19 protein-coding genes are annotated in these 24,104 nt (G+C 42.0%); 8 read left to right on the top strand and 11 right to left on the bottom strand.

Annotated elements, in window-relative coordinates; all coding sequences use genetic code 11:
• Positions 1-73 precede the first annotated feature (73 nt).
• From efp to BLU33_RS22200, 8 genes are all read right to left on the bottom strand, one after another.
• Positions 74-637, bottom strand: a complete 564-nt coding sequence (gene efp, locus BLU33_RS22235) for an elongation factor P (RefSeq protein ID WP_091378551.1) — start codon at positions 635-637, stop codon at positions 74-76.
• A gap of 134 nt (positions 638-771) precedes the next feature.
• Positions 772-1,815, bottom strand: a complete 1,044-nt coding sequence (locus tag BLU33_RS22230; protein ID WP_091378548.1) for an NAD(P)-dependent alcohol dehydrogenase — start codon at positions 1,813-1,815, stop codon at positions 772-774.
• A gap of 213 nt (positions 1,816-2,028) precedes the next feature.
• The gene (locus BLU33_RS22225; protein WP_091378546.1) at positions 2,029-2,649 is read right to left on the bottom strand and encodes an ABC transporter ATP-binding protein; all 621 of its coding nucleotides are present in this window, start codon (positions 2,647-2,649) and stop codon (positions 2,029-2,031) included.
• Positions 2,650-2,738: 89 nt separating this feature from the next.
• Positions 2,739-3,524: an acyl-ACP--UDP-N-acetylglucosamine O-acyltransferase gene (lpxA, locus tag BLU33_RS22220; protein WP_091378538.1), complete on the bottom strand. Its 786-nt coding sequence runs from the start codon at positions 3,522-3,524 to the stop codon at positions 2,739-2,741.
• On the bottom strand, positions 3,521-4,927 hold the full coding sequence (locus BLU33_RS22215; RefSeq protein WP_091378535.1) for a bifunctional UDP-3-O-[3-hydroxymyristoyl] N-acetylglucosamine deacetylase/3-hydroxyacyl-ACP dehydratase: 1,407 nt from the start codon (positions 4,925-4,927) through the stop codon (positions 3,521-3,523). The genes lpxA and BLU33_RS22215 overlap by 4 nt, the downstream gene beginning before the upstream one ends.
• Positions 4,928-5,072: 145 nt before the next feature.
• Positions 5,073-6,113 carry a UDP-3-O-(3-hydroxymyristoyl)glucosamine N-acyltransferase gene (gene lpxD / locus BLU33_RS22210; RefSeq protein WP_091378532.1) on the bottom strand — a complete coding sequence of 347 codons (1,041 nt, stop codon included), beginning with the start codon at positions 6,111-6,113 and terminating at the stop codon, positions 5,073-5,075.
• An 87-nt stretch (positions 6,114-6,200) separates the two neighbouring features.
• Positions 6,201-6,851 (bottom strand): hypothetical protein, encoded by a 651-nt coding sequence (locus BLU33_RS22205; protein WP_091378529.1) that lies wholly within the window; start codon positions 6,849-6,851, stop codon positions 6,201-6,203.
• Between the two features lie 38 nt (positions 6,852-6,889).
• Positions 6,890-8,119, bottom strand: a complete 1,230-nt coding sequence (locus tag BLU33_RS22200; RefSeq protein WP_091378525.1) for an HD domain-containing protein — start codon at positions 8,117-8,119, stop codon at positions 6,890-6,892.
• A gap of 208 nt (positions 8,120-8,327) precedes the next feature.
• Between BLU33_RS22200 and porX the strand changes: the two genes are divergently transcribed.
• The 8 genes from porX to BLU33_RS22160 all read left to right on the top strand — a co-directional run bounded on the left by porX (position 8,328) and on the right by BLU33_RS22160 (position 18,078).
• On the top strand, positions 8,328-9,881 hold the full coding sequence (porX, locus tag BLU33_RS22195; RefSeq protein WP_091378521.1) for a T9SS response regulator signal transducer PorX: 1,554 nt from the start codon (positions 8,328-8,330) through the stop codon (positions 9,879-9,881).
• A 160-nt stretch (positions 9,882-10,041) separates the two neighbouring features.
• A complete protein-coding gene (locus BLU33_RS22190) occupies positions 10,042-10,266 on the top strand; it encodes an addiction module protein (RefSeq protein ID WP_091378517.1) in 225 nt (74 codons plus the stop codon).
• Positions 10,267-10,269: 3 nt separating this feature from the next.
• On the top strand, positions 10,270-10,581 hold the full coding sequence (locus tag BLU33_RS22185) for a type II toxin-antitoxin system RelE/ParE family toxin (protein ID WP_091378515.1): 312 nt from the start codon (positions 10,270-10,272) through the stop codon (positions 10,579-10,581).
• Positions 10,582-10,701: 120 nt separating this feature from the next.
• A complete protein-coding gene (gene tsaE / locus BLU33_RS22180; RefSeq protein WP_091378512.1) occupies positions 10,702-11,118 on the top strand; it encodes a tRNA (adenosine(37)-N6)-threonylcarbamoyltransferase complex ATPase subunit type 1 TsaE in 417 nt (138 codons plus the stop codon).
• 51 nt (positions 11,119-11,169) lie between these two features.
• On the top strand, positions 11,170-12,396 hold the full coding sequence (locus BLU33_RS22175) for an alanine dehydrogenase (protein WP_091378509.1): 1,227 nt from the start codon (positions 11,170-11,172) through the stop codon (positions 12,394-12,396).
• 16 nt (positions 12,397-12,412) lie between these two features.
• Positions 12,413-16,162: a DUF3857 domain-containing protein gene (locus tag BLU33_RS22170; protein ID WP_091378506.1), complete on the top strand. Its 3,750-nt coding sequence runs from the start codon at positions 12,413-12,415 to the stop codon at positions 16,160-16,162.
• Complete coding sequence (locus BLU33_RS22165; RefSeq protein ID WP_091378503.1) at positions 16,162-16,848, top strand: M15 family metallopeptidase; 687 nt, start codon at positions 16,162-16,164, stop codon at positions 16,846-16,848. Before BLU33_RS22170 ends, BLU33_RS22165 begins: the two co-directional genes overlap by 1 nt.
• Positions 16,849-17,076: 228 nt before the next feature.
• Positions 17,077-18,078 carry a YihY/virulence factor BrkB family protein gene (locus BLU33_RS22160; protein WP_091378499.1) on the top strand — a complete coding sequence of 334 codons (1,002 nt, stop codon included), beginning with the start codon at positions 17,077-17,079 and terminating at the stop codon, positions 18,076-18,078.
• A 335-nt stretch (positions 18,079-18,413) separates the two neighbouring features.
• Here the strand turns inward: BLU33_RS22160 and BLU33_RS22155 are convergent, their stop codons facing one another.
• The 3 genes from BLU33_RS22155 to BLU33_RS22145 form a co-directional block, all read right to left on the bottom strand.
• Positions 18,414-21,545: an efflux RND transporter permease subunit gene (locus tag BLU33_RS22155; protein ID WP_091378497.1), complete on the bottom strand. Its 3,132-nt coding sequence runs from the start codon at positions 21,543-21,545 to the stop codon at positions 18,414-18,416.
• Between the two features lie 108 nt (positions 21,546-21,653).
• The gene (locus BLU33_RS22150; RefSeq protein WP_091378494.1) at positions 21,654-22,751 is read right to left on the bottom strand and encodes an efflux RND transporter periplasmic adaptor subunit; all 1,098 of its coding nucleotides are present in this window, start codon (positions 22,749-22,751) and stop codon (positions 21,654-21,656) included.
• A gap of 2 nt (positions 22,752-22,753) precedes the next feature.
• The gene (locus BLU33_RS22145; protein WP_091378491.1) at positions 22,754-24,040 is read right to left on the bottom strand and encodes a TolC family protein; all 1,287 of its coding nucleotides are present in this window, start codon (positions 24,038-24,040) and stop codon (positions 22,754-22,756) included.
• Positions 24,041-24,104: the final 64 nt, after the last annotated feature.

The following is a 24,104-nucleotide window of genomic DNA, read 5'->3' as shown; positions in this document are numbered from 1 at the left end:
ACACAAAAAAGAGCTTCCGGTTTGGGAAACTCTTTTCAAATATGCGCTATTGTTCCCGCTTTAGGGGGCTGTGTTAGCTTTTCACTCTTTCCACATAGCTTCCTGTTGCGGTATCAACCTTAACTTTATCGCCAATGTTGATGAACAACGGAACTTTTATTTCAGCACCGGTTTCAACGGTTGCATTTTTTAATGCGCCGGTTGAGGTATCGCCTTTTACCGCAGGTTCAGTATAAGTAATTTCCAATTCGGCTGAGCCGGGGATCTGGCCCATAATAGGCTCGTCGCTTTCAAATGCTACAATTACGTTCATTCCCTCTTTCAGGAACTTCACTGCGTTGCCAAACAAACGTTTTGGTACATTATGCTGATCGTAGGTTGAGTTATCCATTACTACTAATGCATCACCATCCTCATATAAATATTGGTAATCGCTGGTTTCAACGCGGGCTATATCAACCTCTTCATCGGTACGGAAACGGTATTCAACCAATTTGCCTGATTTTACGTTACGCATACGTGCCTGGTAAAATGCACGTAAATTGCCTGGAGTGCGGTGTAAAAACTCTTCCACCTGTACTAACTCGCCGTTGAAGCGAAGTATGTTACCATTCTTTACATCTGATGCCTTAGCCATAATTCAATTATTGAGGCGCAAACTTAGGCACTTAAGGGCAAAGAAACAAGAGTTTGTTATTTAGTTGATTAAGTTGGATTAGGTGAGTAGTTAAGGATTAACCTAATCAACCACTCACCCAATCAACCATTAACTTAAAGGGTAGCTATATCAATCACAAAACGATAACGGACATCACCTTTTTGCATGCGCTCATATGACGCGGTGATATCTTTTATGTCGATCATTTCAATTTCTGAAACAATGTTATTTTCGGCACAAAAATCAAGCATTTCCTGAGTTTCGGCTAAACCGCCAATACCAGATCCCGCAACACTCTTTCTGCCACCCAATAAGCTGAACGGATGGATGCTTGCTGGTTCAGGAGGTACGCCAACACAGATATGTACGCCGTTAGTCCTCAACAAGCTTAAGTACATGTTAAAATCATGCGGAGCTGATACAGTATCCAATATAAAATCAAATGAGTTTTTAGCTGCTTTAATTTGCTCGGGATCGCTGGTTACCACAAAGTGGTGTGCACCCAGTGCTTCAGCATCAGCTTTTTTACTTGGTGATGTACTTAAAACGGTAACCTCTGCACCAAAAGCAACACCAAATTTAACAGCCATATGGCCTAAACCACCCAAACCTAAAACCGCCAGCTTATGACCTTTGCCAACTTTCCAGTGCCTTAAAGGTGAGTATGTAGTGATACCGGCGCAAAGCAATGGCGCAGTAGCAGCAAGGTCAAGTTTTTCTGAAATATGCAGTACAAAGTGCTCTTTAACGACAATGCTGTTTGAATAGCCACCATAAGTAGGTGATGAGCCATCGCGCTCCATACCATTATAGGTTTGGGTGTTGCCTTCAAGGCAGTATTGCTCTAAATCCTGCTTGCAGTTTTCGCAATGCAGGCATGAGTCAACCAAACATCCGGTACCGGCAAGGTCGCCAACTTTAAATTTGGTTACATGGCTGCCCACTTTTACAACCCGGCCAACAATTTCATGCCCTGGTACCATCGGGAATATACCCGGGAACCAGTCGTTTTTTATCTGGTGCAGATCGGAGTGACAAACGCCACAAAATAAAATATCAAATTGCACATCGTGCGGACCAACATCCCGTCTTTCAAAATTCCAGGGAGCAAGGTCAGTTTCCGGCGTTTGCGCCGCATAGCCTTTAACAGGTATCATAGGTAAGTTTTTTTAGTTTTTTACGAAGATAAGGGATTTATGATGGTAGTGTAAATTGCAAATTGTTGGTGTAATGCAATTTTTACTTCCCCGTCATCCCGAACTTGTTTCGGGATCTCACAGGACATGCCGCTAAGTAAGCGTACCTTATAAGTTCATCACTAAGCAAGTGAGGTGCTGAAACAAGTTCAGCATGACATTATCTTTTTGATATTAACTCTTATAATCCGAAATATTCAACTCATGCCCACAAAAGCTATACTCATGCGGTTGGTTGGAGCAAATGATGGTGAGACGATTCAAAGCGAATTTTTCAACCAGGCTCAGGTACCATTCCACACCCTGGGCATCAAGGTTGCTGGTAGGTTCGTCAAGCATTAATATAGGGGTATCGGAGCAAAATGCCAGGGCCAGTTTTAGCCGCTGTTTCATGCCCGATGAAAAGTAACGGATAAGTTTATTGGCGTTGTTGCGCATGTTCAGCACGTCAACAACCGCATCCTTATCCATCCCGGCCTTGTAGGCCTTAAACTTAAAGTGAAAATCGATCATCTCACTCAAGGTAAACTCCTCAATCAGTTCAAGGTATGGTGCAGCCAGACTAAGCTTTTGAAATATATTTTCAGCCTCAATATTCGCCCCGTCAAAATTATAACTGATGACACCAACAGACGGCGACAAGCTCCCATTCACTACCTGGAACAAGGTTGATTTACCCGAACCATTTGGCCCGAGTATAGCATAGCTTTCGCCAATGTTAAAGGTATAGTCAATCCCCCGGAAGATCCAGTCGCGGTTAAAGCGTCGGCCTATGTTTTGGAGGGTGATAGTCATTTGATGAGTTGTTCATAGTTCATGGTTGATAGTTCATAGTAAAAAAAGCGGATTTGGCTATGATCCATGAACTATCAACCATGAACAGCTTACGAATTCCCAAAGCCCTTCATAATACCACGTTGCGAGTTCTGTACAAAGTTGATGATCTCATCACGTTCAACGGTTGGGTTAAATTCAGCTTCGATGATATCCAGCGCTTTGGTGATATTATATTTTTTAAGGAAGATGATACGGTAAATTTCCTGTATCTCGTTGATGGTTTCAGCCGAGAAGCCTCTGCGCCTTAAACCAACAGAGTTGATACCGATGTAAGATAATGGCTCCCTGCCAGCCTTGGTAAACGGAGGAACATCCTTACGTACCAACGAGCCGCCGGATACCATACAATGCGCGCCAATCTCAACAAACTGGTGTACTGCCGATGTGCCGCCAATAAAAGCGTGGTCATATATATTAATGTGGCCGGCAAGCTGTACCGCGTTGGCAATAATTACATTATCGCCGATGATACAATCGTGCGCTACGTGTACATAGGCCATTAAAAGGCAATTGCTGCCAATGGTAGTGGTGTTTTTATCAAGCGCGGTACCGCGGTTAAGGGTTACGCATTCGCGGATAACAGTATTATCGCCTATAGTAACTGTACTTGGCTCGCCGCGGTATTTCAGATCCTGAGGTGGAGCAGACACAACCGCTCCGGGGAATATACGGCAGTTTTTGCCGATGCGGGCTCCATCCATTATTACGGAATTTGAACCTATCCATGTGCCTTCACCAATTTCAACATCCTTGTGGATGGTAACAAATGGTTCAATTACTACGTTATCGGCTATTTTAGCCTGCGGGTGGATATATGCAAGTGGTTGGATCATGCTTCGTTACCTTTTACTTTTACTATTTGAGCCATTAATTCAGCTTCAACAACAACACGGTCGCCAACCATGCCAATACCTTTCATTTGTGCAATACCCCGGCGAATTGGTGAGGTAAGGTCGCAATAATACACAATTGTATCACCCGGAACCACCTTGCTCTTAAACCTGGCGTTCTCTATCTTTAAAAACAGGGTCAGGTAGTTTTCAGGATCGGGTACGGTTTTCAGCACCAATATGCCACCTGTTTGTACCATGCCCTCTATCTGCAATACACCCGGAAATATCGGCGCCTCGGGAAAATGGCCCCTGAACAATTCCTCGTTCATGGTTACATTTTTTATGCCGATAACATGCGTTTTTGATAGTTCCATTATCTTATCGATCATCAAAAACGGTTGCCTGTGGGGCAATATCGCCATTATATCAACGGTATCTAACACCGGTGTGGCATTCGGGTCGTATTTCTTTAAACGCCTTTTGCCTTTATCTTTCTTAATAAGTGCCTTTATTTTTTTGGCGAAAGCAACATTGGCGGCATGGCCGGGTCTTGCTGCCATAATATGGCCTTTTAACGGTGTGCCAACTAATGCAAGGTCGCCAATCATATCCAGCAGTTTGTGGCGTGCCGGTTCATTCTGGTAACGCAGATCAATATTATTTAATATGCCCTGTGGTGCAACTTTTATATCCTTGCGGTTAAATATCTTAGCTAAGTGAGCAAGCTCTTCTTCGTCAACGTCTTTATCAACCACAACAATAGCGTTGTTCAAATCACCACCTTTTATAAGGTCATGTTGCAACAGCATCTCTAATTCATGCAAAAAGCAAAAAGTACGGCATGATGCTATCTCCTTAACAAATTCTGATATGGTAGATATACTGGCATGCTGGCTGCCCAATACATGCGAGTTATAATCAACCATACAAGTAAAGCGGTAATCATCAAGCGGCATGGCTACCATTTCAACCTTGCGATCGGGCTCGGTGTAATGAATGTTATATGGAATATGGAAATATTCTTTGTCAGCTTCCTGGTCTTCAAAACCGGTATTGGTTATGGCATCAATAAATTTTATAGAGCTGCCATCCATAATAGGTGTTTCCGGTCCGTCCAGATCTATCAGCACATTATCAACTTCTAAACCTACCAGCGCGGCCAATACGTGTTCAATAGTACTTACGCTGGCACCATTTTGGGTGATGGTGGTTCCGCGTGAAGTATCGGTAACATTATCAACATCAGCATCAATAATTGGCTGTCCCGGCAAATCAACCCTCCTGAATTTATACCCGTGATCTTCTTCAGCGGGATGAAAGGTCATAGTAACGCTTTCGCCGGTATGCAAGCCGGTGCCCGATACCGATACAGGCGCTTTAATAGTTCTCTGTTTTACGTTCATCTTTTAATTAGTTCATTGGTTCAATGGTTCATTAGTTCATTGGTGCTTGTTGGGTAAACAATCCATTAACCTAATAAACGTTATTCACTCGCTCATGTCCAGTGTATCCGCTATGCTAAGACCAATGAACTAATGAACCAGTGAACTATTGAACTCCCTTTAGTCCTGCAATTATTTTTTCTAATTCTATAACCTTTTTCTCCAGTTCGGGCAAACGGGCCAGTACTACCTGTGAGCGCATATGTTCACTATATGGTGATGCCGGTGAACCTGCCCATTTTTGGCCTTCCTCTTTTATGGAACGGCTTAAACCGGTTTTGGCCTGCAATTGTGTGCCGTTAGGTATGTTGATATGACCAACAATGCCTGCCTGACCGCCAATAATCACGTTTTTACCCACCTTTGTACTTCCGGATATACCTGTCTGAGCAGCTACAACTGTATTCTCATCAATCTCTACATTGTGTGCTATCTGTATCAAATTATCCAGCTTAACACCTTTGCGTATTATGGTTGATCCCATGGTAGCACGGTCGACTGTAGTATTAGCGCCAATTTCTACGTTATCCTCTATAACTACATTACCTATCTGGCTTATTTTCTGATAGCTGCCATCGCCTGTTGGGGCAAAGCCAAAGCCATCGCCGCCAATTACCGCGCCAGAGTGTATAATAATATCGTTGCCAAGTTTGCAGTCGAAATAAATTTTAACTCCCGAAAAAAAGGTAACATTGTTGCCAATGCTCACATTATCTGCAATATAGCAGTTAGGGTAAATTCTGCTGTTATTGCCAATAGTAACATTTGGGCCTACGTAGGCAAACGCGCCTATGTAAACATTTTCACCAATTTTTGCTGAGGGATGTATAAAGCTGGGCTGTTCAATACCGGTTTTGTTTAGTTTTATCTTGTTATAAAGATCAAGCAAAACAGTAATGGCTGAATAGGCATTGGGCACACGAATAAGTGTTGCCTTTACCGGCTCGGCAAGCTGATAATCATCGTTAACAATAACTATCGACGCATCGGTAGTATACAGGTACTGCTCATACTTTGGATTAGCCAAAAATGAGAGCGAACCCGCAGTGGCTTCTTCTATTTTAGCCAGTTGACTAACCGATACTGTTGCATCGCCTTCAACCTTTCCGTTAAGCAATGAGCCTATTTCTTGTGCAGTAAATTGCATCCGACAAATTTAAATGTTAAAACTAAAGCAGCAAATTTATAATTGGGTTAATAAGTGTTGAATAGTGCTTGTGTATAAATATCTATATTACAAATTCTTAGTCTCCGGTAAGTATGGTTTTAGTGAATGAAAATATGAATGTTTATCCCATATAAATTCCTGATTTAGGGCTTTCATATGGGATAAAAACGATTCTAATTGTACAGGTCCCTGATTAAAGTCATAATTATCGTTAAAATCAGAAATCTCATTTAAACTACCGTCAGCATTATAATCAAATTTCAAAAGCAGATCATCATATTGATTTGGAAATTGATTGCCATAGTAGTATTTACGTCCACATTTTAAAAGATCGCCACTGTACAAATCAATTTCACAATTCATAACGTCCCAGTGTTTTTCATTATATACCGTATAACCTTTAAATTTCAGAGTGCCATCTTTTCCGTATTGTTCAAAATTCCATAATGTAAATCCATTAGAACTTTCGCTGTTAAAATATATTGTTATTGCTATTTTATCATCTTGATAATACTTAATTACTTCCGTTTTACTTTCTGAAGAGTCTAAATAATATTCAACCGCTTTCAAGTCGCCTTCGCGTCTTTTTACTAGCCACTCCTTTTTTTTAACAGCACCATTTTTCAATGTTATAACTGTATACTCCGTCAAAAATGCTGCTTGTTCTTCGGTTATTACCCTGCTATTTTCGTCTTTATATATAATGGTTAAATCCATGTTAAAATTACTGCTATTTATCCAATCAATTTAAACCACTACTGCATCAGCCGTTTATCATAGCACAGTATGTATTTTTTAACAGTTTTTTTCAGCGCTTCCAAATTTGAATTATCGCTGGCTGCTGTAATATCCTTCACAGTTCCGTTCTTCATAAGTATAAGTATGCTGCCATCCCCTGTTTTATAGGCATTATTCCGCACCTCATCGGTAAACACAAAGTACGATGCCTCGTACTCATTTATCCCATACTTCTTAACGGCTTTTTGGGTTAATTCGTTTACGAATGCCTCATCAGGCATTTCGTTGGTAATATCGGCATGGTACAGGTTTCGGTGTACCAGGTCGCGGCATAATTGCGCCAGTACAAAATCCTTGCTGCCTGCCCATATTTTTACCGCCGCCATAATATCCGTATCATCAAGCCCGGCAAAAGTCTCCAAATTATCACCCTCCGTCATAAACAGCTGGTTATTGATGGTATTTACCAGGAAATGGTTTAACGCAGGTGTACAAAAAAGTTCTTCCCTGGTTAATGCCAGTTCCTTTGCGCGTTTTAAAATTTTGCTCAATAATTGCTCACCCGCTATTACTGTTTTATGCAGGTACACCTGCCAGTACATCAGCCTGCGGGCAATCAAAAACTTCTCTATCGAGTATATGCCTTTTTCCTCCACCACAATATGGTCATCAACTACGTTCAGCATCTTAATAATACGGTCGGAGCTGATCACACCCTCTGATACCCCGGTAAAAAAGCTGTCCCTGTTCAAATAATCCAGTCTATCCATATCAAGCTGACTGGATACTAACTGATGCAGGAAGTTTTTATGATACGTACCGTTAAATATTTCTATAGCCATAGCTAAGCGGCCATCAAACTGCTTGTTGAGTTCGTTCATCAACATTACAGAAATGTCCTCATGCCAAACCCCCTCAATTATAGCCTGCTCCAGCGCGTGCGAGAATGGCCCGTGCCCAATATCATGTAATAATATGGCAACGGTAACGGCTTCTTCTTCGGCCTGGGTTATTTGCTGGCCCTTATAACGCAGGGTTTCAATAGCCAGGCTCATTAGGTGCATGGCCCCCAACGCATGATGAAAGCGGGTATGCAGGGCGCCGGGATAAACAAGGTGGGTCATGCCCAATTGTTTGATATACCTTAAGCGCTGAAAGTAAGGATGCTCTATAAGATCGAAAGCCAGGTCATTAGGAATACTGATGAAACCATATACCGGGTCGTTTATTATTTTCTTTTTATTCAATGTATTATAATATACTGGTACAAAAATGTGAAGTAAAGGTACAACCCGTGTCGTATATTTGTTAAAATTTTGTTAATACCTTTAAAAACAACAACAATTATCTCCCTTTAAGGTTATAGTTGTCTGAATCCGGCATATCGGGATAAATTAACATACCTTAGTTAATTATAAATCCGCATTGGTCCTGGTTCATTATTAAATATATATCATGCAAGATACCACCATATTATGGGCTGATGATGAAATCGATCTGCTAAAACCCCATATTTTATTTTTAAGCGAGAAAGGCTATAAAGTAACCACTGTTACCAATGGCAATGATGCTGTTGAGTCGTTCAAAAACAACTATTTCGACCTTGTTTTTTTAGATGAGAATATGCCCGGCTTAACCGGACTGGAAACTTTATCGCAAATAAAGAACATTAATAACGATGTACCCATTGTACTCATCACCAAAAACGAGGAAGAGTACCTGATGGAGGATGCCATAGGCTCAAAAATTGATGATTACCTGATTAAGCCGGTACACCCCAAGCAAATATTGCTGACCATAAAAAAATTGACTGATAACAAACGCCTGGTTACCGAAAAAACAACTATGGCCTATCAGCAGGATTTCCGCAACCTGGGTATGACGCTTAATGACAACCTGAGCCACCAGGAATGGGTTGATGTTTACAAAAAACTGATTTATTGGGAGCTTGAACTGCAGCAGTTAGAAGATAGCGGTATGCACGAGATCCTGACCCTGCAAAAAGCCGAGGCGAATACTCAGTTCTGCAAGTTTGTGGAGCGTAATTATATCGATTGGATCCAAAACCCTGATGGCGCGCCAACCAGTTCGCCGCAGTTGTTTAAAAAGAAAGTTTTCCCTAAGCTGGATGGCAAAGGGCCGGTGTTTTTCATATTGATTGATAACCTAAGGTACGATCAGTTTAAAATCATTAACCCGATCATATCAGAATACTTCAGGCTGGAAGAAGAGGATACTTATTTCAGTATCCTGCCTACAGCTACGCAATATGCACGTAACTCTATATTTTCGGGGCTGATGCCTTTGGAAATGGAAAGGCGCTACCCGCAAATGTGGCAGAATGACGAGGATGAGGGTGGCAAGAATTTATTCGAAGCCGATTTCGTTGCCGATCAGATAAAACGTGTTTTACGCAAGGATATTAAACACTCTTACAACAAGATCCTGAATATTGACGAGGGCCGTGCGCTGAATGAATCAGTAAACAACCTGATGAATAATGAGCTTAACGTGGTGGTATACAACTTTGTGGATATGCTTTCACATGCCCGTACCGATATGCAAATGATCCGTGAGCTGGCCAGTGATGACTCGGCTTACCGTTCATTAACGCTGTCATGGTTTGAGCACTCGCCTTTGTTTGACCTGCTTAAGTTCTTAGCATCAAAACAAGTGCGCGTAGTAATCACTACCGACCACGGTACCATCCGCGTAAAAAAACCAAGCAAGATCATAGGTGATAGGAACACTAATACCAACCTGCGCTACAAACAAGGCCGTAACTTAAACTTTAATGCCAAAGAGGTATTCCACATCCGCAACCCGCATGATGCTATGCTGCCCAAGCTGCATGTAAGCTCAAGCTTTGTGTTTGCCAAAGAGGATAGCTATTTCGTTTACCCGAATAACTATAACCACTTTGTTAATTTCTATAATGAAACTTTCCAGCATGGCGGCATTTCATTAGAAGAGATGATCATACCTATTGCTACTTACGGGCCTAAATAGGTAATAATTTCCCCTCTGTCATTTCGAGCGATAGCGAGAAATCTTCTGCACCTTGCATTACCGCTATGCATAGCGAAGAAGATTTCTCGCTATCGCTCGAATTTATAATAGGAATTATTTTTAGTATTTTTGAAAGAGGTTCCTGACAAAAATTACAAAGATGGATGCAGCAAAAATAAATATACAGGTCAACTTTCAGCAAATTGTTGAGGCAATAAAACAGCTTACACCCAAAGAGAAGTTAAAACTAAATGAGCTACTTTGGAATGAGGATACTCCAATTCCAATCGAGCACCAACAGCTTGTAATGGATAGGGTGAAAAATGCAAATGAAAATCCCGAAAGTATGCTCGATTGGGATGAAGTCTCCGGTAAGCTGGCTTAGTTAATGAAATCGTATAAGATAAAAATTAAGGATGAAGCTTTAGTCGACATTCTGAATATTACTGATTGGTACAATGAACGTGTTCCAAATCTAGGCCTTAAGTTTCAAAAAAATACAAGATTACAAATCAACACACTTAAACATAATGCCTATAGCTTTGCTATCCGGTACAAAGATGTTCGTTGTACGCTTGTTAAAAAATTCCCGTTTTTAATTCATTATATTATTGATGAGGATAATAAGGTTGTAAATGTTTATGCCATTATACACACGAGCAGAAACCCCAAGATCTGGGAGCGAAAAACTAAAAAATAGTTAAAGAGATAGTATTAGAATTACCTTTTCAAAACTAAGTCTTTTACAAGCGACGAAGTTCTTCAACGCTTGGTTTTATACACACGGTGCAATGTAAATCACATTCCTTATTTTTGGCAAATGAACTTGCTGATAAATAGCCTTAACGAACTGGATAACGCCGCATCCGAAATTCTTTCATTCGATGCAAATAACCATATCTTCCTTTTTTATGGCGAAATGGGCGCGGGCAAAACCACACTTATAAAATCTCTGTGCAAACAACTGGGTACCGGGGATAATGTAACCAGCCCCACATTTGCTATAGTTAACGAATATACCGGCGCAAAAGACAATATCTATCACTTTGATTTTTATCGCCTCAAAAACCAAAGCGAGGCGATGGACATTGGCTTTGAAGAATACCTGTATTCGGGCAACTATTGCTTTATCGAATGGCCTGAAAAGATCCCCGACTTGTTGCCATTACACTATGTAACTGTAAAAATACAGGCGCTGGATGCTAAATCGCGCAGTATAACCGTTGAGAAGATTTAATTTAGCTAAATACTTTTTTTTATTTAACTTCATCATCCAGAAAATATATCAATGAGTTCAGGGAAATACAGTGGGTTTTCTGATATCGCCAAGCAAGCGATGATGCAGCCACAGGAGTCGATGCTGGAAGTAAAGAGCAAGAAGAACAAACTCTATATAGGCATTCCAAAAGAAGTTTCTTTCCAGGAGAACAGGATACCGCTAACACCTTTGTCGGTGGCGCTGCTGGTTAACAACGGGCATCAGGTAATGCTGGAAAGCAATGCCGGCCAGGCTGCTAATTTCTCAGATAAGGATTACAGCGAACAAGGCGCGCTTATCGTATTTGATAGTAAAACCGTTTATGAGGCCGATATTATCATAAAGATAGCTCCCCCAACGTTAAGCGAAATAGAGCTGATGAAACCTGGGCAGATATTGATTTCTGCCTTACAGATCTCTACTCTTAAAGCCGAGTGCCTGCAGGCATTATTACATAAAAAAATCACCGCCCTTTGCTTTGAACATTTGCAGGATGAAGGAGGTTCGCTAACCGTGGTACGCGCCATGAGCGAAATTGTAGGTGCCACATCCATACTCATAGCAGCTGAATACCTGAGTAATGTTTTTGATGGTAAAGGCTTAATGCTGGGCGGCATAACCGGCGTGCCACCAACCGAAATTGTGATACTGGGTGCAGGTACCGTAGGCGAATATGCCGCCCGTACCGCTATATCATTAGGTGCCGAAGTAAAGGTTTTTGATCCATCAATATACAAACTGCGCCGTTTGCAGAACAATATAGGTACCCGTGTATTTACATCGGTAGTACAGCCAATAGTTCTGGAAAAAGCAGTTACTACCTGCGATGTTGCCATCGGCGCCATGCGTGCCGAAGATGGCCGCAGCCCCTGCATAATATCTGAAGCTACGGTAAGTAAAATGAAGCGCGACTCCGTGATTATTGATGTGAGCATTGACCAGGGTGGCTGTTTTGAAACATCCGAGATAACTAACCACACCCACCCGGTGTTCCGTAAATACGATGTGATACATTATTGTGTGCCTAACATTGCCTCGCGTGTGGCACGTACTGCTACTTATGCTTTAACAAATATATTCGCGCCCATATTATTGGATATTGGCGAGCATGGCGGATTAAAAAACGTGATCTGGCAGAATGCCGGGGTACGTAATGCCGTGTATATTTACCAGGGACATTTAACCAGTAAATATATTGGCGAAAGGTTTTCCATACCCTGCAAAGATCTGGACCTGCTCATTGTTTCACACCGATAAACCGATAACCTGATATATGTTCAAAAATTTCATTCCCAAAAAAACTATAGTTTTATTGTTTATACTGGCGGGCAGTAATGTGTTTGCCCAAAGTAACCTGCAAAGTGCATGGCAGGCATTTTTTGAAAATAAAACTGATACCGCCAAAATATTATTCAATCAGGCCATACAGAAAAATGATAATACAGGTGATGCATTGCTAGGCCTTAGCCTGATGGCGCAAGCCGACCAGGCACCCGCCGCCGCGTTTGATTATTTTCAGAAATTTTTTGCCCAGAGCAAAGATGCAGCGCCTTATGTATATGCCTTGTGGACAACATCCTCTGTTAATTCATCATTCGGTAAACATACAGCTCCGCAGCTTGCCCTTTTAAACCAGGTGACTGATAATAGCAGCTATGATGGCATGATGGCCGCCATGGCAAATTCCATGATCGGTATGCATTATGAAACCAGTAACCAGCTGGAGCGGGCCGATGAGTATTTTAAAAAGATAAGCGCTATTGAAAACTGGCAGATAACCGGCGAGTTTGAAAATATCTCCACCAGTGGTTTCGACAGGACATACCCTGTTGTTGATCACCCGGAAGCGGATGCGCTTTTCACTGGTAAGCATGGTGCAAGAACCGGCTGGCATACCGTTACTGATATGAGGCACGATAAATGGCTGGATTATACCTACTATTCAAATGCGGATAACGCGATCATTTTTTCGCAAACCTTTGTTAATGCGCCCGAAGCTACCGAGGCTCAGCTGCGTATTGGCGTATCAGGCTCGGTTAAGGTTTGGGTGAATGATGCTTTGATATTGTCGGTTCCCGAGGAGCGTAATAATGACCTTGACTCCTACATACAAACCATCAAACTAAATAAAGGGTATAACCGTGTGTTGGTACAGGTTGGTGAAAGCTATGCCGGAAGGATGAACTTTTTGGTAAGGATAACTGACAGCAAAGGCATCCCATTACCGGGTTTAACCAGCCAGGCAAGCGCGCAGCCTTATACCAAAGAAACAGCTTATGTATCAAAAGTAGTAGAGCCATTTGCCATTACTTATTTCGAGGATGAAATAAAGGCGCATCCGCAGGCTTATCTGCCTAAAATATTACTGGCGCATTCTTATTTACGTAACGATAAAACATATGAGGCCCGCCGCATAATTGAAGACTTGCGGTTAAAATATCCGAACAGTACTTTCCTTAACTTAATGCTGCTGGAGGTATTTAACCGGGAGAGTAACCGTACCGGCTATGAAACCACTACGGAAACCATTAAGAACAGTGATCCACAATCAACCGAGGGGCTGGTATTAAAATACAATGAATACTACAGTCAAAAGGATTATGATAAAGCTGCGGATATCATCAAACAACTGGAAGACCGCAAAACCGAACAGCAGATTTTTGTTTATCAAAGCAAAATAAGTTTGGCTGCGGCTAATAAAAACCAGGATCAGCTGGTAAAGCTGGGGGAGGAAGCCTATCAGAAATTCCCGGATAATACAGATTTTACAGAGCTGAAATATGCTATTGAAAAGGAAATGCGTAAAAACCCGCATGCTATTGATATCCTTAAAAAGTATGTGGCCGAAAATGATAATTATGCGATGGCCAGAAAATTATCAGAGGCCTATTTTATTGCCGATGATGCTGCATCGGGCATAAAGGTGTTGCAGGATGAATTAAAGAAAAAGCCATACGCAACGGGTATATATGCCAACCTGGGCGGTCAGTATTATAAAACGCAGCAATATCAGAAAGCGCAGGAGTGTTATTTAAACTGTATTCGCATAGCGCCAACCATAAGCGGCTATTATTCATCATTGGGTAAAATAAATGAGTTGATGAATAATAAGGATCAGGCTATAAAATACTATCAAAAAGGCCTGGAGTTTGATCCTAATGATTATGAATCCATTGCATCGCTGCGCAAGCTGCAGACTAAGAAGGAGGTGTTCAGCTACTTTAAGGATCCTGATGTTGATGAAGAAATAAGGACAGCGCCAAAAGCTTCCGATTATCCTGATGATAACGTAGTGATACTGGATGAGGAAGTGCAGAAAGTCGTTTACGCGCAGGGCGGATCAGAAGAAAGAAAGTTTATTACCACCAAAATCCTCACGCAAAAAGGTATTGACGATTGGAAGGAATACCGGATTGATTATGATAACTGGCAGGACCTAACTATCGAGGTCGCCGAAGTTATTAAGGCAAATGGTACCAAAGTGCCGGCCGAGCGTAATGAGAATAACCTGGTATTTACCAATTTGGAAATTGGTGATGTGATCAACATCCGTTACAAAACAAAAAATTACTCGCAGGCAAAACTGGCGGGCTATTTCTGGGATTCGTTTTACTTCAGCAATGGCAATCCGCATATCGTATCAAAATATTCATTGCTGATTGATAAGGGGCAGAAATTCAATTCAACATTTACAGGCAAGGCAATAGCGCCTGTAAAGGGATCAATGGATGAGTTTGATATGTACACCTGGGAAAATAAAAAGCAGGAGTCGTTACAGTATGAAGATAAAATGCCGCCGCTTGATGATGTGGCAAACGTACTGTATTTAACATCCATCCCCGATTGGAAATTTGTATCCGACTGGTATAACGACCTGGCATCGGCAAAAGCCCGTACCAATTATGAAGTTAAACAGGTGATCAGCGATATTTTTAAAGGCAGCGATAACCTTACTGATTTTCAAAAGATAGAAAAGATATACAGGTATATAACTGGTAATATCAGCTATAGCGAAGTGTCATTCAGGCAAAGCGGTTTGATCCCTCAAAACCCATCGGCTGTTATCAATACCCGTATTGGTGATTGTAAGGACGTATCAACCCTGTTTGTTGCCATGTGTAAGGAAGCCGGTATAAAGGCACATTTGGTATTGGTAAGAACACATGATATGGGCGTGCTTGGTATGCCATTGCCAAGTATTGATTTTAACCATTGTATAGCAAAGGTTACCTTGAACGGTAAGGAATATTACATGGAACTTACCTCGCAATACCTGCCTTTCATGTGCTTATATAACAGCGAGATCAACTCCAATATTTTAGATATTGATGCGACTACCGGCATCGCGCTTAAACTGCTTGACCCATCAACCCGTAAGGAAAATAATATAAAGCGCGCCACAAGCATCAGCTTTAAGGATAAAAACATGCTGGTTGATGAGAAGAGCTACAAAACCGCGGCCCTTGCCGGAACGTTGCGCGAAACAGTAGGCGATCAATCACAAAAAGATCGTTTGAAAAAGATGAAGGAGGGTTTATCAACTGAATATCCGGATAATGATATCTCACTATTGGAATACCGCAACGTAGACCGTAAGAACCCTGTGGATACTGTTTACCTGCATGCGATTTACCAGTTAAACAATAGTGTAAAATCTATCGGCAGCATATCTATTTTTACTATACCATGGTCTGATAATATTACCGCCAGTGATCTGCAGGTAAATTTACCGAGATCCTCGGGCATTGATCTGAGCCAGATGTTTTACCTGGATAATGAAACCGAAGTAGTAACCCTTACTCTGCAACCTGGTAAAACTTTGGTTGAAGCGGTAACCCCGGTATCTATAAAGAACGATATTATTGAATACGGCATTACGCCAAAACAGGTGGGCAACAAAGTGATCATCACCCGTACCTTTAAACTGAAAAAGAATTTTGTACCGGTTGATAAAGTACCAGAGTTTACCACATTCTTCAAAAAGATGGTAGAAGCAGATGGTAAGGAGCTGGCCATGAAATAATGAAGCGTTTTGTCACCATCATATTTTCAGTATTGATCCTGTGCGCCTTTAACAAAGCGGGTGCACAGGATTACAGCGCTGTATTGCATGTTGAAAAAGAAGCGCAATATTTAAAAGAAGCGAAGGCAGACAGCAATAAAAAACTGGTGGGGATCAAAAAATATATCCCCGGGATAGTGCTGGATATCCGCTATGCCACTACCAATAATTTCACTCATCATATTATGTACAGCCAGGCCATAGCCTTCGCGCGCCTGCCAGTCGTGCGGGCTTTGCAGCAAGTAGAGGCCGAGCTTAAAACAAAGGGCCTCGGACTGAAAATTTATGATGCTTACCGCCCTTATTCAGTCACCGTGACATTTTACCAGGTAACACCCGATACCAATTTTGTAGCCGACCCCAAAAAAGGCTCAAAACATAACCGTGGCTGCGCTGTCGATCTTAGCCTTATCGACCTGAAAACAGGAAAAGAACTGGATATGCCTACCGGGTTCGATAGTTTCAGCAAAAAAGCTGGCGCCGCCTATGCCAACCTGCCCAAAGAGGAATTAGCTAACCGCGATTTGCTAAAAGCAGTAATGGAAGCACATGGTTTTAAAGTGATATCAACCGAATGGTGGCATTATGATTTTAATGGCTGGCAAAGCTACCCACTGCTTGATGTGCCTTTCGTGGCTATAAAATAATAACTGTTTTACTACTCTTATTATGATTCCCTGAGGCTGAGGCATTAAAATTGCTAAGGAATAACAGCACATCGGTAACAAGCAGAAAATACCGGATAACAAGAGTTTTTTCTTAATGCAGTTGAATATCTTGTTTGATCAGGTGGCGGTATACTATACGTATTGGATCAATTATAAAATGGATATAATTACATATAGCAGCTTATTAAAAATATATTTGATCAGACTATGAAGATATTTAGCAAAACCTATATAAAGCGCTTATGGAAAGTTTTGGTAGCCACCTTTATGGGGTTCGTGAATGATAATGGATTAAAATTAAGTGCTTCACTTGCTTATTATACCATTTTTTCACTGGCGCCATTGCTGGTTTTGATACTGGCGCTTATAGGTATTTTTCTGCGGGATGAACATAACAGGGAGTTGCTATATGTGCAGATACAGCACTATGTTGGCCTGCAGGCATCTGATCAAATAAAAAGCGTTATAAAAAATTATGCCTTTAATGGAAAAGGAGGCGTGGCGCTTATATCAGGTATCGGCATATTACTATTGGGTGCAAGCAGTATGTTTGTTGAGATACAGGATTCACTCAATATCATCTGGCGGGTAAAGGCCAAGCCTAAAAAAGGCTGGCTAAAATTATTACAGAACAGGTTTTTATCCTTTTCGCTTATTGCCAGCCTTGGTTTTCTATTATTGGTGTCGTTATTGGTAAATATTGTAATTACAGCGTTGAATAATAAAATAGATCATTTTTTTCCGGGTGTTGAGATCATTATATCTGTTGTGAACCTGGCTATAACATTAATTGTTATTATGGTGTTATTCGGTATCATCTTCAAGGTTTTGCCTGATGTTAAGATCTCGTGGAAAGATGTGCGAACAGGCGCGTTTTTTACCGCCTTGTTGTTTATGCTAGGGCAGTATTTGATCGGTCTGTATATTAAAAACTTTGCCAATAGCTCGGCCTATGGGGCAGCCGGCTCGCTTATCGTTATATTAATATGGATCTATTATACTTCGGCTATACTATACATCGGGGCTGAGTTTACCCAGGTTTACGCCGAGGCCATCGGCAGCCGCATTGAACCTGCCGAGTATGCGGTAGCTGTTAAACAAACCGAGATTGAACTGGAAGTAAATAAGCTGCCGGCTCAAAACCCTGACATAAAAGGTAATTTGGCAAAGCCTGTTGCTATAAGCAGTACGGATACTCCTAAGTCTTGATAAATATATCAAATAATGTCATGCTGAACTTGTTTCAGCACCTCACATGCACAATATACATCTGGCAATTAAACACCTGGCAGTTTGATCATCCTGTGGGATCCTGAAACAAGTTCAGGATGACGGTCTGGGTGGTAGATTGAATAAACGTCACCCCGCTGTTTGTGTCCGCACAAACAGCTACCAGCAGGATATTAACAGATTGTTTGTGAGGACACAAACAATGGAAGGGAACAGTTTTTGTTGGAAACCAAACTTTGTTTCAGGACGGTGCAACTTACGTTGCACCGCCTTTAACAAACAAATATAGATTAGGGGTATTAGCTTAAAAGGGATTAAATTCTGCCAACTTCGCCGCTTTCCACACGTTTACGGTAGGTCCAGTAAAAGGCGATGGGGAAGATGAACAGGTTAAATACAGTATTGGTGATCAAGCCGCCAATAACCACAATAGCCAGTGGTTTTGAGGCTTCGGAACCAATACCGTGCGACATAGCCGCAGGCAGCAAGCCTATGGCTGCCATCATGGCTGTCATTACTATAGGGCGCAAGCGGTCTTCAACGCCTGCCCTTAACGCATCAGGGAATGAGGTCCATGATTCATGGTGCTTCATGTCCTTAATATTGCTTTTGAATTTTGATATCAGGATCACACCATTCTGCACGCATATACCAAACAGCGCTATAAAACCTATACCCGCCGATATATTAAAGTTTACACCCGTTATTAACAGTGCCAGGATACCGCCCATTATAGCGAACGGCACGTTGTTAAGTACTAACAGTGAATCCCTGAATGTGCCGAACAGGATGAATAATATAAAGAAGATGATGAGCAAGCTGATAGGCACCACCTGCGATAGCCTTTTGGTGGCACGCTGCTGGTTCTCAAAATCACCGGCCCACTCCAAATGGTAATCTTTTGGCAGTTTGATGGCAGCATTAACCTTATCCTGCGCTTCCTTAATGGTGCTGCCCATATCACGGCCACGGATAGAGAATTTAATAGCACCGTAGCGCGAGTTATCATCGCGGTAAATGATACTTACACCGGTTATTTTTTTAATGCTGGCAATTTCGCGCAGAGGCACATTATTGCCATTAAGGGTTGGCACGCGTAAATCGCCGATGGATGCTTCGTTTTTCCTGAAATCTTCAGGGTAACGGATCCTCAGGTCAAATTTGCGTTCGCCCTCGTATATCTGTGTAGCCGCCTTACCACCAATGGCCATCTCAATAACCGCGTTGGCATCGGCTGCAACAACACCATATTGGGCCATTTTAGCCTGGTCTAAATCTATTTGTAACTCAGGCTGCCCCATATTACGGAGTATGCCCAGATCGGTAATGCCGTTAACACCTTTTAATATAGAATCAACACGTTGTTCCTGGCTTTCGATATATTTATAATCATCGCCAAACATTTTTACAACGATGGAGCCTTTTACGCCAGATACGGCTTCCTCCACGTTATCAGATATCGGCTGCGAAAAGTTAAGGTCGATACCCGGGAAGTACTTTAATTTCTCCTGCATCCGCTGGATGAGTTCTTCCTTGGTTTCCTTACGTTTCCATTTGTCCTGCGGATAGATATCCACATGGAACTCGATATTATAAAAGCCCGTAGCATCGGTACCATCATTCGGACGGCCGGTTTGCGACATTACCTGTTTAACCTCATCAAAACTCAGGAATATGCTGCGCATCTGATCAGCCAGCTTAACTGATTCGCCTAATGATGTGCTCAATGGCCCCGTAGCACGTACATAGATGGCGCCCTCGTTAAGCTCCGGTAAAAACTCCGTACCTAACAGGCTGAAACAGCCCAGGCTTATTACTAATGCAACAATAGCTATCGGGAAAACGATCTTTCGCCCTTTAAAACAAACGTTATAGAACTTAATGGCATTGCGGGTTACAAATTCAACAAACACATTGTGTTTTTCCTTTACATTTTTGTTGAGTAAAACACTGGCCATTACAGGTACCAGGGTAAAGGTGAATATCAAAGCGCCGAGCAAGGCAAAACCCAGCGTCCAGGCCAGTGGTGAGAACATTTTACCTTCAACCTTTTGAAAGCTGAAAATGGGCAGTAAGCCGGTGATAATAATCAGTTTGGCAAAGAAAATACCTTTACCGTTAACCAAACAGGCTTGTTTTATCATGCCCAGCTTGCTCAGCTTGTTATAGTTCTCCATGCCTACCTCTTTTGCACGGTGGTCGAGCACTACAAATATGCCCTCAATCATTACCACGGCACCGTCAATGATGATACCGAAATCTATCGCCCCCATCGACAATAAATTGGCAGACATGCCCTTCAGCTTCAAACAAACAAAGGCGAACAGGAGTGCCAGCGGAATAATGAGCGATACGATAAGCGTTGTGCGCCAATCAGCCATGAACAGGAATACGATGATGGTTACGAAAACGATGCCTTCGCACATGTTATGCAGCACTGTACCGGTAGCAAAGCTCACCAAATCGTCACGGTCATAAAACATTTTAAGCTTTACATCACCGGGTAATATTTTAGTGTTAAGGTCGCTGATCTTTTGCTTGAGGGCAGCAATAACCACGCTTGGGTTTTCGCCCTTACGCATTACCACAATACCCTCTACCACATCCGGGTCCTTGTCGCGCCCAACCTGCCCTAGCCGTGGCAGGGCAGATTCGGTCACTTCGGAGATAGTTTTTACATAAATAGGGGTACCTTTTATATTGTTAATTACGATGTTCTTTATCTCGTCAATATTGTTCAGCAAGCCAATGCCACGTACTACGTAGGCCTGACCGCTTTGCTCAATAATATCGCCGCCAACGTTAACGTTGCTTTTTGATACGGCATCGTAAATTTGTAATGGAGTAACATTGTATTGTACCGCTTTCTTTGGATCAACGGTTATCTGGTAGGTCTTTACCTCGCCGCCAAAGCTGTTGATATCGGCCACGCCTGGTACAGCACGTATTTCGCGCTCAACAACCCAGTTTTCAATAGTGGTTAATTCACGTACCGATTTTTTGTTACTGGTTAAGGTAAAGCGGTAAATTTCACCGGTTGGGCCGTATGGTGGTTCAATTTCCTGGTTGGTGCCATCGGGCAGGTCGGCATCTGCAATGTGGTTGTTTACCTGTAAACGGGCAAAGGCATAATCCACATCATCATCAAAACTAATTTTTACTACGGATAGGCCAAACAGGGATGAAGAACGAACACTCGTTTTCCTTTCCACCGGGTTCATGGCTATCTCTATAGGGCGGGTAACAAACTTTTCAACCTCCTCTGCGCTTCGTCCCGGCCATTGGGTTATAATGGTAACATCGGTGTTGGTAACATCCGGAAATGCATCAATACTCAGGTTTTTAAAACTGATATACCCAGCTACCGCCAATAATGCCGTAACAAAGAATATAAAAAACCTGTTCTTTAATGCAAACGAAAGGACATTATTTATAAATCGATTCATATTATATTTCGGATTTCGAATGTTCGAATTCGGATTTATTAATTTTTTTAATTGTTATTATGTGATCATCAAATTCCGAAATCGTAATTCCGAAATCCGAAATCAACTCTAGTCTTTCAGCGATTCATACAAATACACCTGCCTTGATGCTATGATGCGGTCGCCGGGCTTGATACCAGTACTGATATAGGCACGGTCCTCCACCTTTTTGGCTATGGTAACCGGCTGTATGCGTACATGCGCCTTGCCGTCAACCACCAAAACATAGTCTTTATCATTATCAAAAATCAGGGTGCTGGTATTTACAAATGGCAGGTCCTCGCCCGATTTGGCTTTGATATTTACATTGGCAAACATAGCCGGCTTAAGCATATTACCCGGATTGGTTATTTTAACCCTTGCGTGTATTACTTTGCTGTCAGGATCGAGTATGTTATCTATCTTGTCTATCTTACCATCAAATACTTTATCAGGATAGGATAGGGTGGTGATCTTTACCGGATCGCCGGTTTTAACATTGGCAATGTCCGATTCATAAACATTGATGAGCACGTACACATCCGACAGGTCGGCGATGGTAAACAGGTTCTGACTGTTATCCGCTCTTACCTGTGTGTTGTCAGTCAGGTTCTTCTCTACCACAAAGCCTGATATCGGCGATTTTATCACATATCCTTGGCCATTGCTTTTGTTTATATCAGTAACAGCGCCTGCTCGGGTATTTTCAGCTTGTGCTTTTTGATAATCGGATTGCGCTTCCTCCAGATCTTTTTGAGATGCCAGGCCTCCTTTGTATAGGTCCTGAGTGGTTTCGTAGGTGCGTTTTGTACTTCTCAGGTCGGCTTGTGCCGATATGTAGTCCTTAGTAAAGCCAGCCATTTCAGCGCTGCGCATAATAGCCAGCGTTTGGCCTTTCTGTACTACATCGCCAAGCTGTACGTGTACATCCTGTGCAACACCGCTCACCATCGGGAAAACCTTTACCATTTTATTTTCGTCGGGAGCTATGCTGCCGGTAAGCGTCAGTTCTGACAGTGCATTTGCTTCCTTAACTGTATCAATCAACAGACTGTTCAGCAAGGTGTCGGTCACCTGGAATTTAGTATCCTTCTGGTCCGAGTCATCGGCATGATGGCAGCTTTGCAGCGTAAGGCCCAGTGTGCAAAAAGCAAATGCTATGGTTAATATTTTATAGGTATTGCGCATTATTATTGTTGATTGAAAAAGGGTGTGCCGGTAACGTAATTAAGTTGCTCAAGCGAAGTAATCCGGTTAAGCTGCAGGTTATTAAGCTGTATAGTGTTGGTTTTGTAGGAGTCGTAAAAATCGAGGAATTCCAGTAAACTGATATTCCGTTTTTGATAATTGATGAATACCTGCTGTATAAGGTGCGTAAAGTTTTGTTTAAAGGATGGGTCGAAACTGTTGTACAGCTTTTCGAGCCTCAGCGCATTCTTATAATTGCTGTTTACATCACTCTCCACCTGGTCCTGATGGCTTTGCAACTGTACCTTGCTTTCATCAATGGCAATGCGTGCCTGTTTAATACCGCCCTGGTTACGGTTAAAAAATGGCAATGAAAAACCAATGCCGCCGCCCAGGAAGTTGTTACCATAAGCGCCCAGTTTATCATAGTTTAATGATAATGATATATCAGGAACAGCAGTTGCTTTTTGTACCAGCAGGTTAACATTATTATAATCAACAGTAGCCTTAGCTAAGCGCAGGTCGTAACGGTTTACATAGGCCGAATCAAGTAGTTTTTGATAAGGCACATTGGCTACTATCTCTTTACCATCCAAATCGTAATTAACCACAGGTTTTACATAAACGCCCGGCGCGGCTTTTATCAATAGCTTAAACTCACTTTGGGTAGTATCAATACTGGTTTGCAGGTCATTATATTCAGCCTGTAGTGAGTATAGTTGCGATTGTATACGCAGTACCTCTTTTTCGGCAATATTGCCTTTAGCGTATTGCTCCTTAAACAGTTTAAGGGTGGTAGCCAGAGAGCTGATCTCCTCGTTATACACCTTAGCCGATTCCTCCTGGAAGTAAATACTGTAAAAATCGCTCCGCAGCGTATATTTTAATGTGCGCAGCAGATCAAAAAACTGATATTGCGACTGCTGAACGCCCAGCTTAGCCAGCTGAATGTTCTTGTTACGCTTGCCTGCTGTGGTGAACAGTTGCGATATGCCATAGGATTGCTCCTTATAAGCGGGGCCCTCGCTAACATTCGTAGCATATATACCGTTAGTAAAACTAAAATCGGGATTATTAAACAGTTTGGCTGTAATTATCTGCGCGTTAGCATTATCAATCTCATAGCGCTGGGCTATTAGGCTAAGGTTATTTTTGAGAAACTGGTCTTCGGCTTGCTGAATAGTAATATTAAGCGTATCGCTCGTGGCTCCCTGCGCATGTGCGGAAAACGTAAAGGCTATACACCATATGCTTATACCTAAAAAAGCGCCAACAAATTTTGAGTACATATATTATTTGTTTGCACAAAGGTATTAGAGGCGTATTAGAGTCGTATTAAAGAGACATTAGAAT

The sequence above is a fragment of the Mucilaginibacter mallensis genome, from assembly GCF_900105165.1.
Taxonomy (GTDB): Bacteria; Bacteroidota; Bacteroidia; order Sphingobacteriales; family Sphingobacteriaceae; genus Mucilaginibacter; species Mucilaginibacter mallensis.
This window is presented reverse-complemented; position numbering and strand designations above follow the sequence as displayed.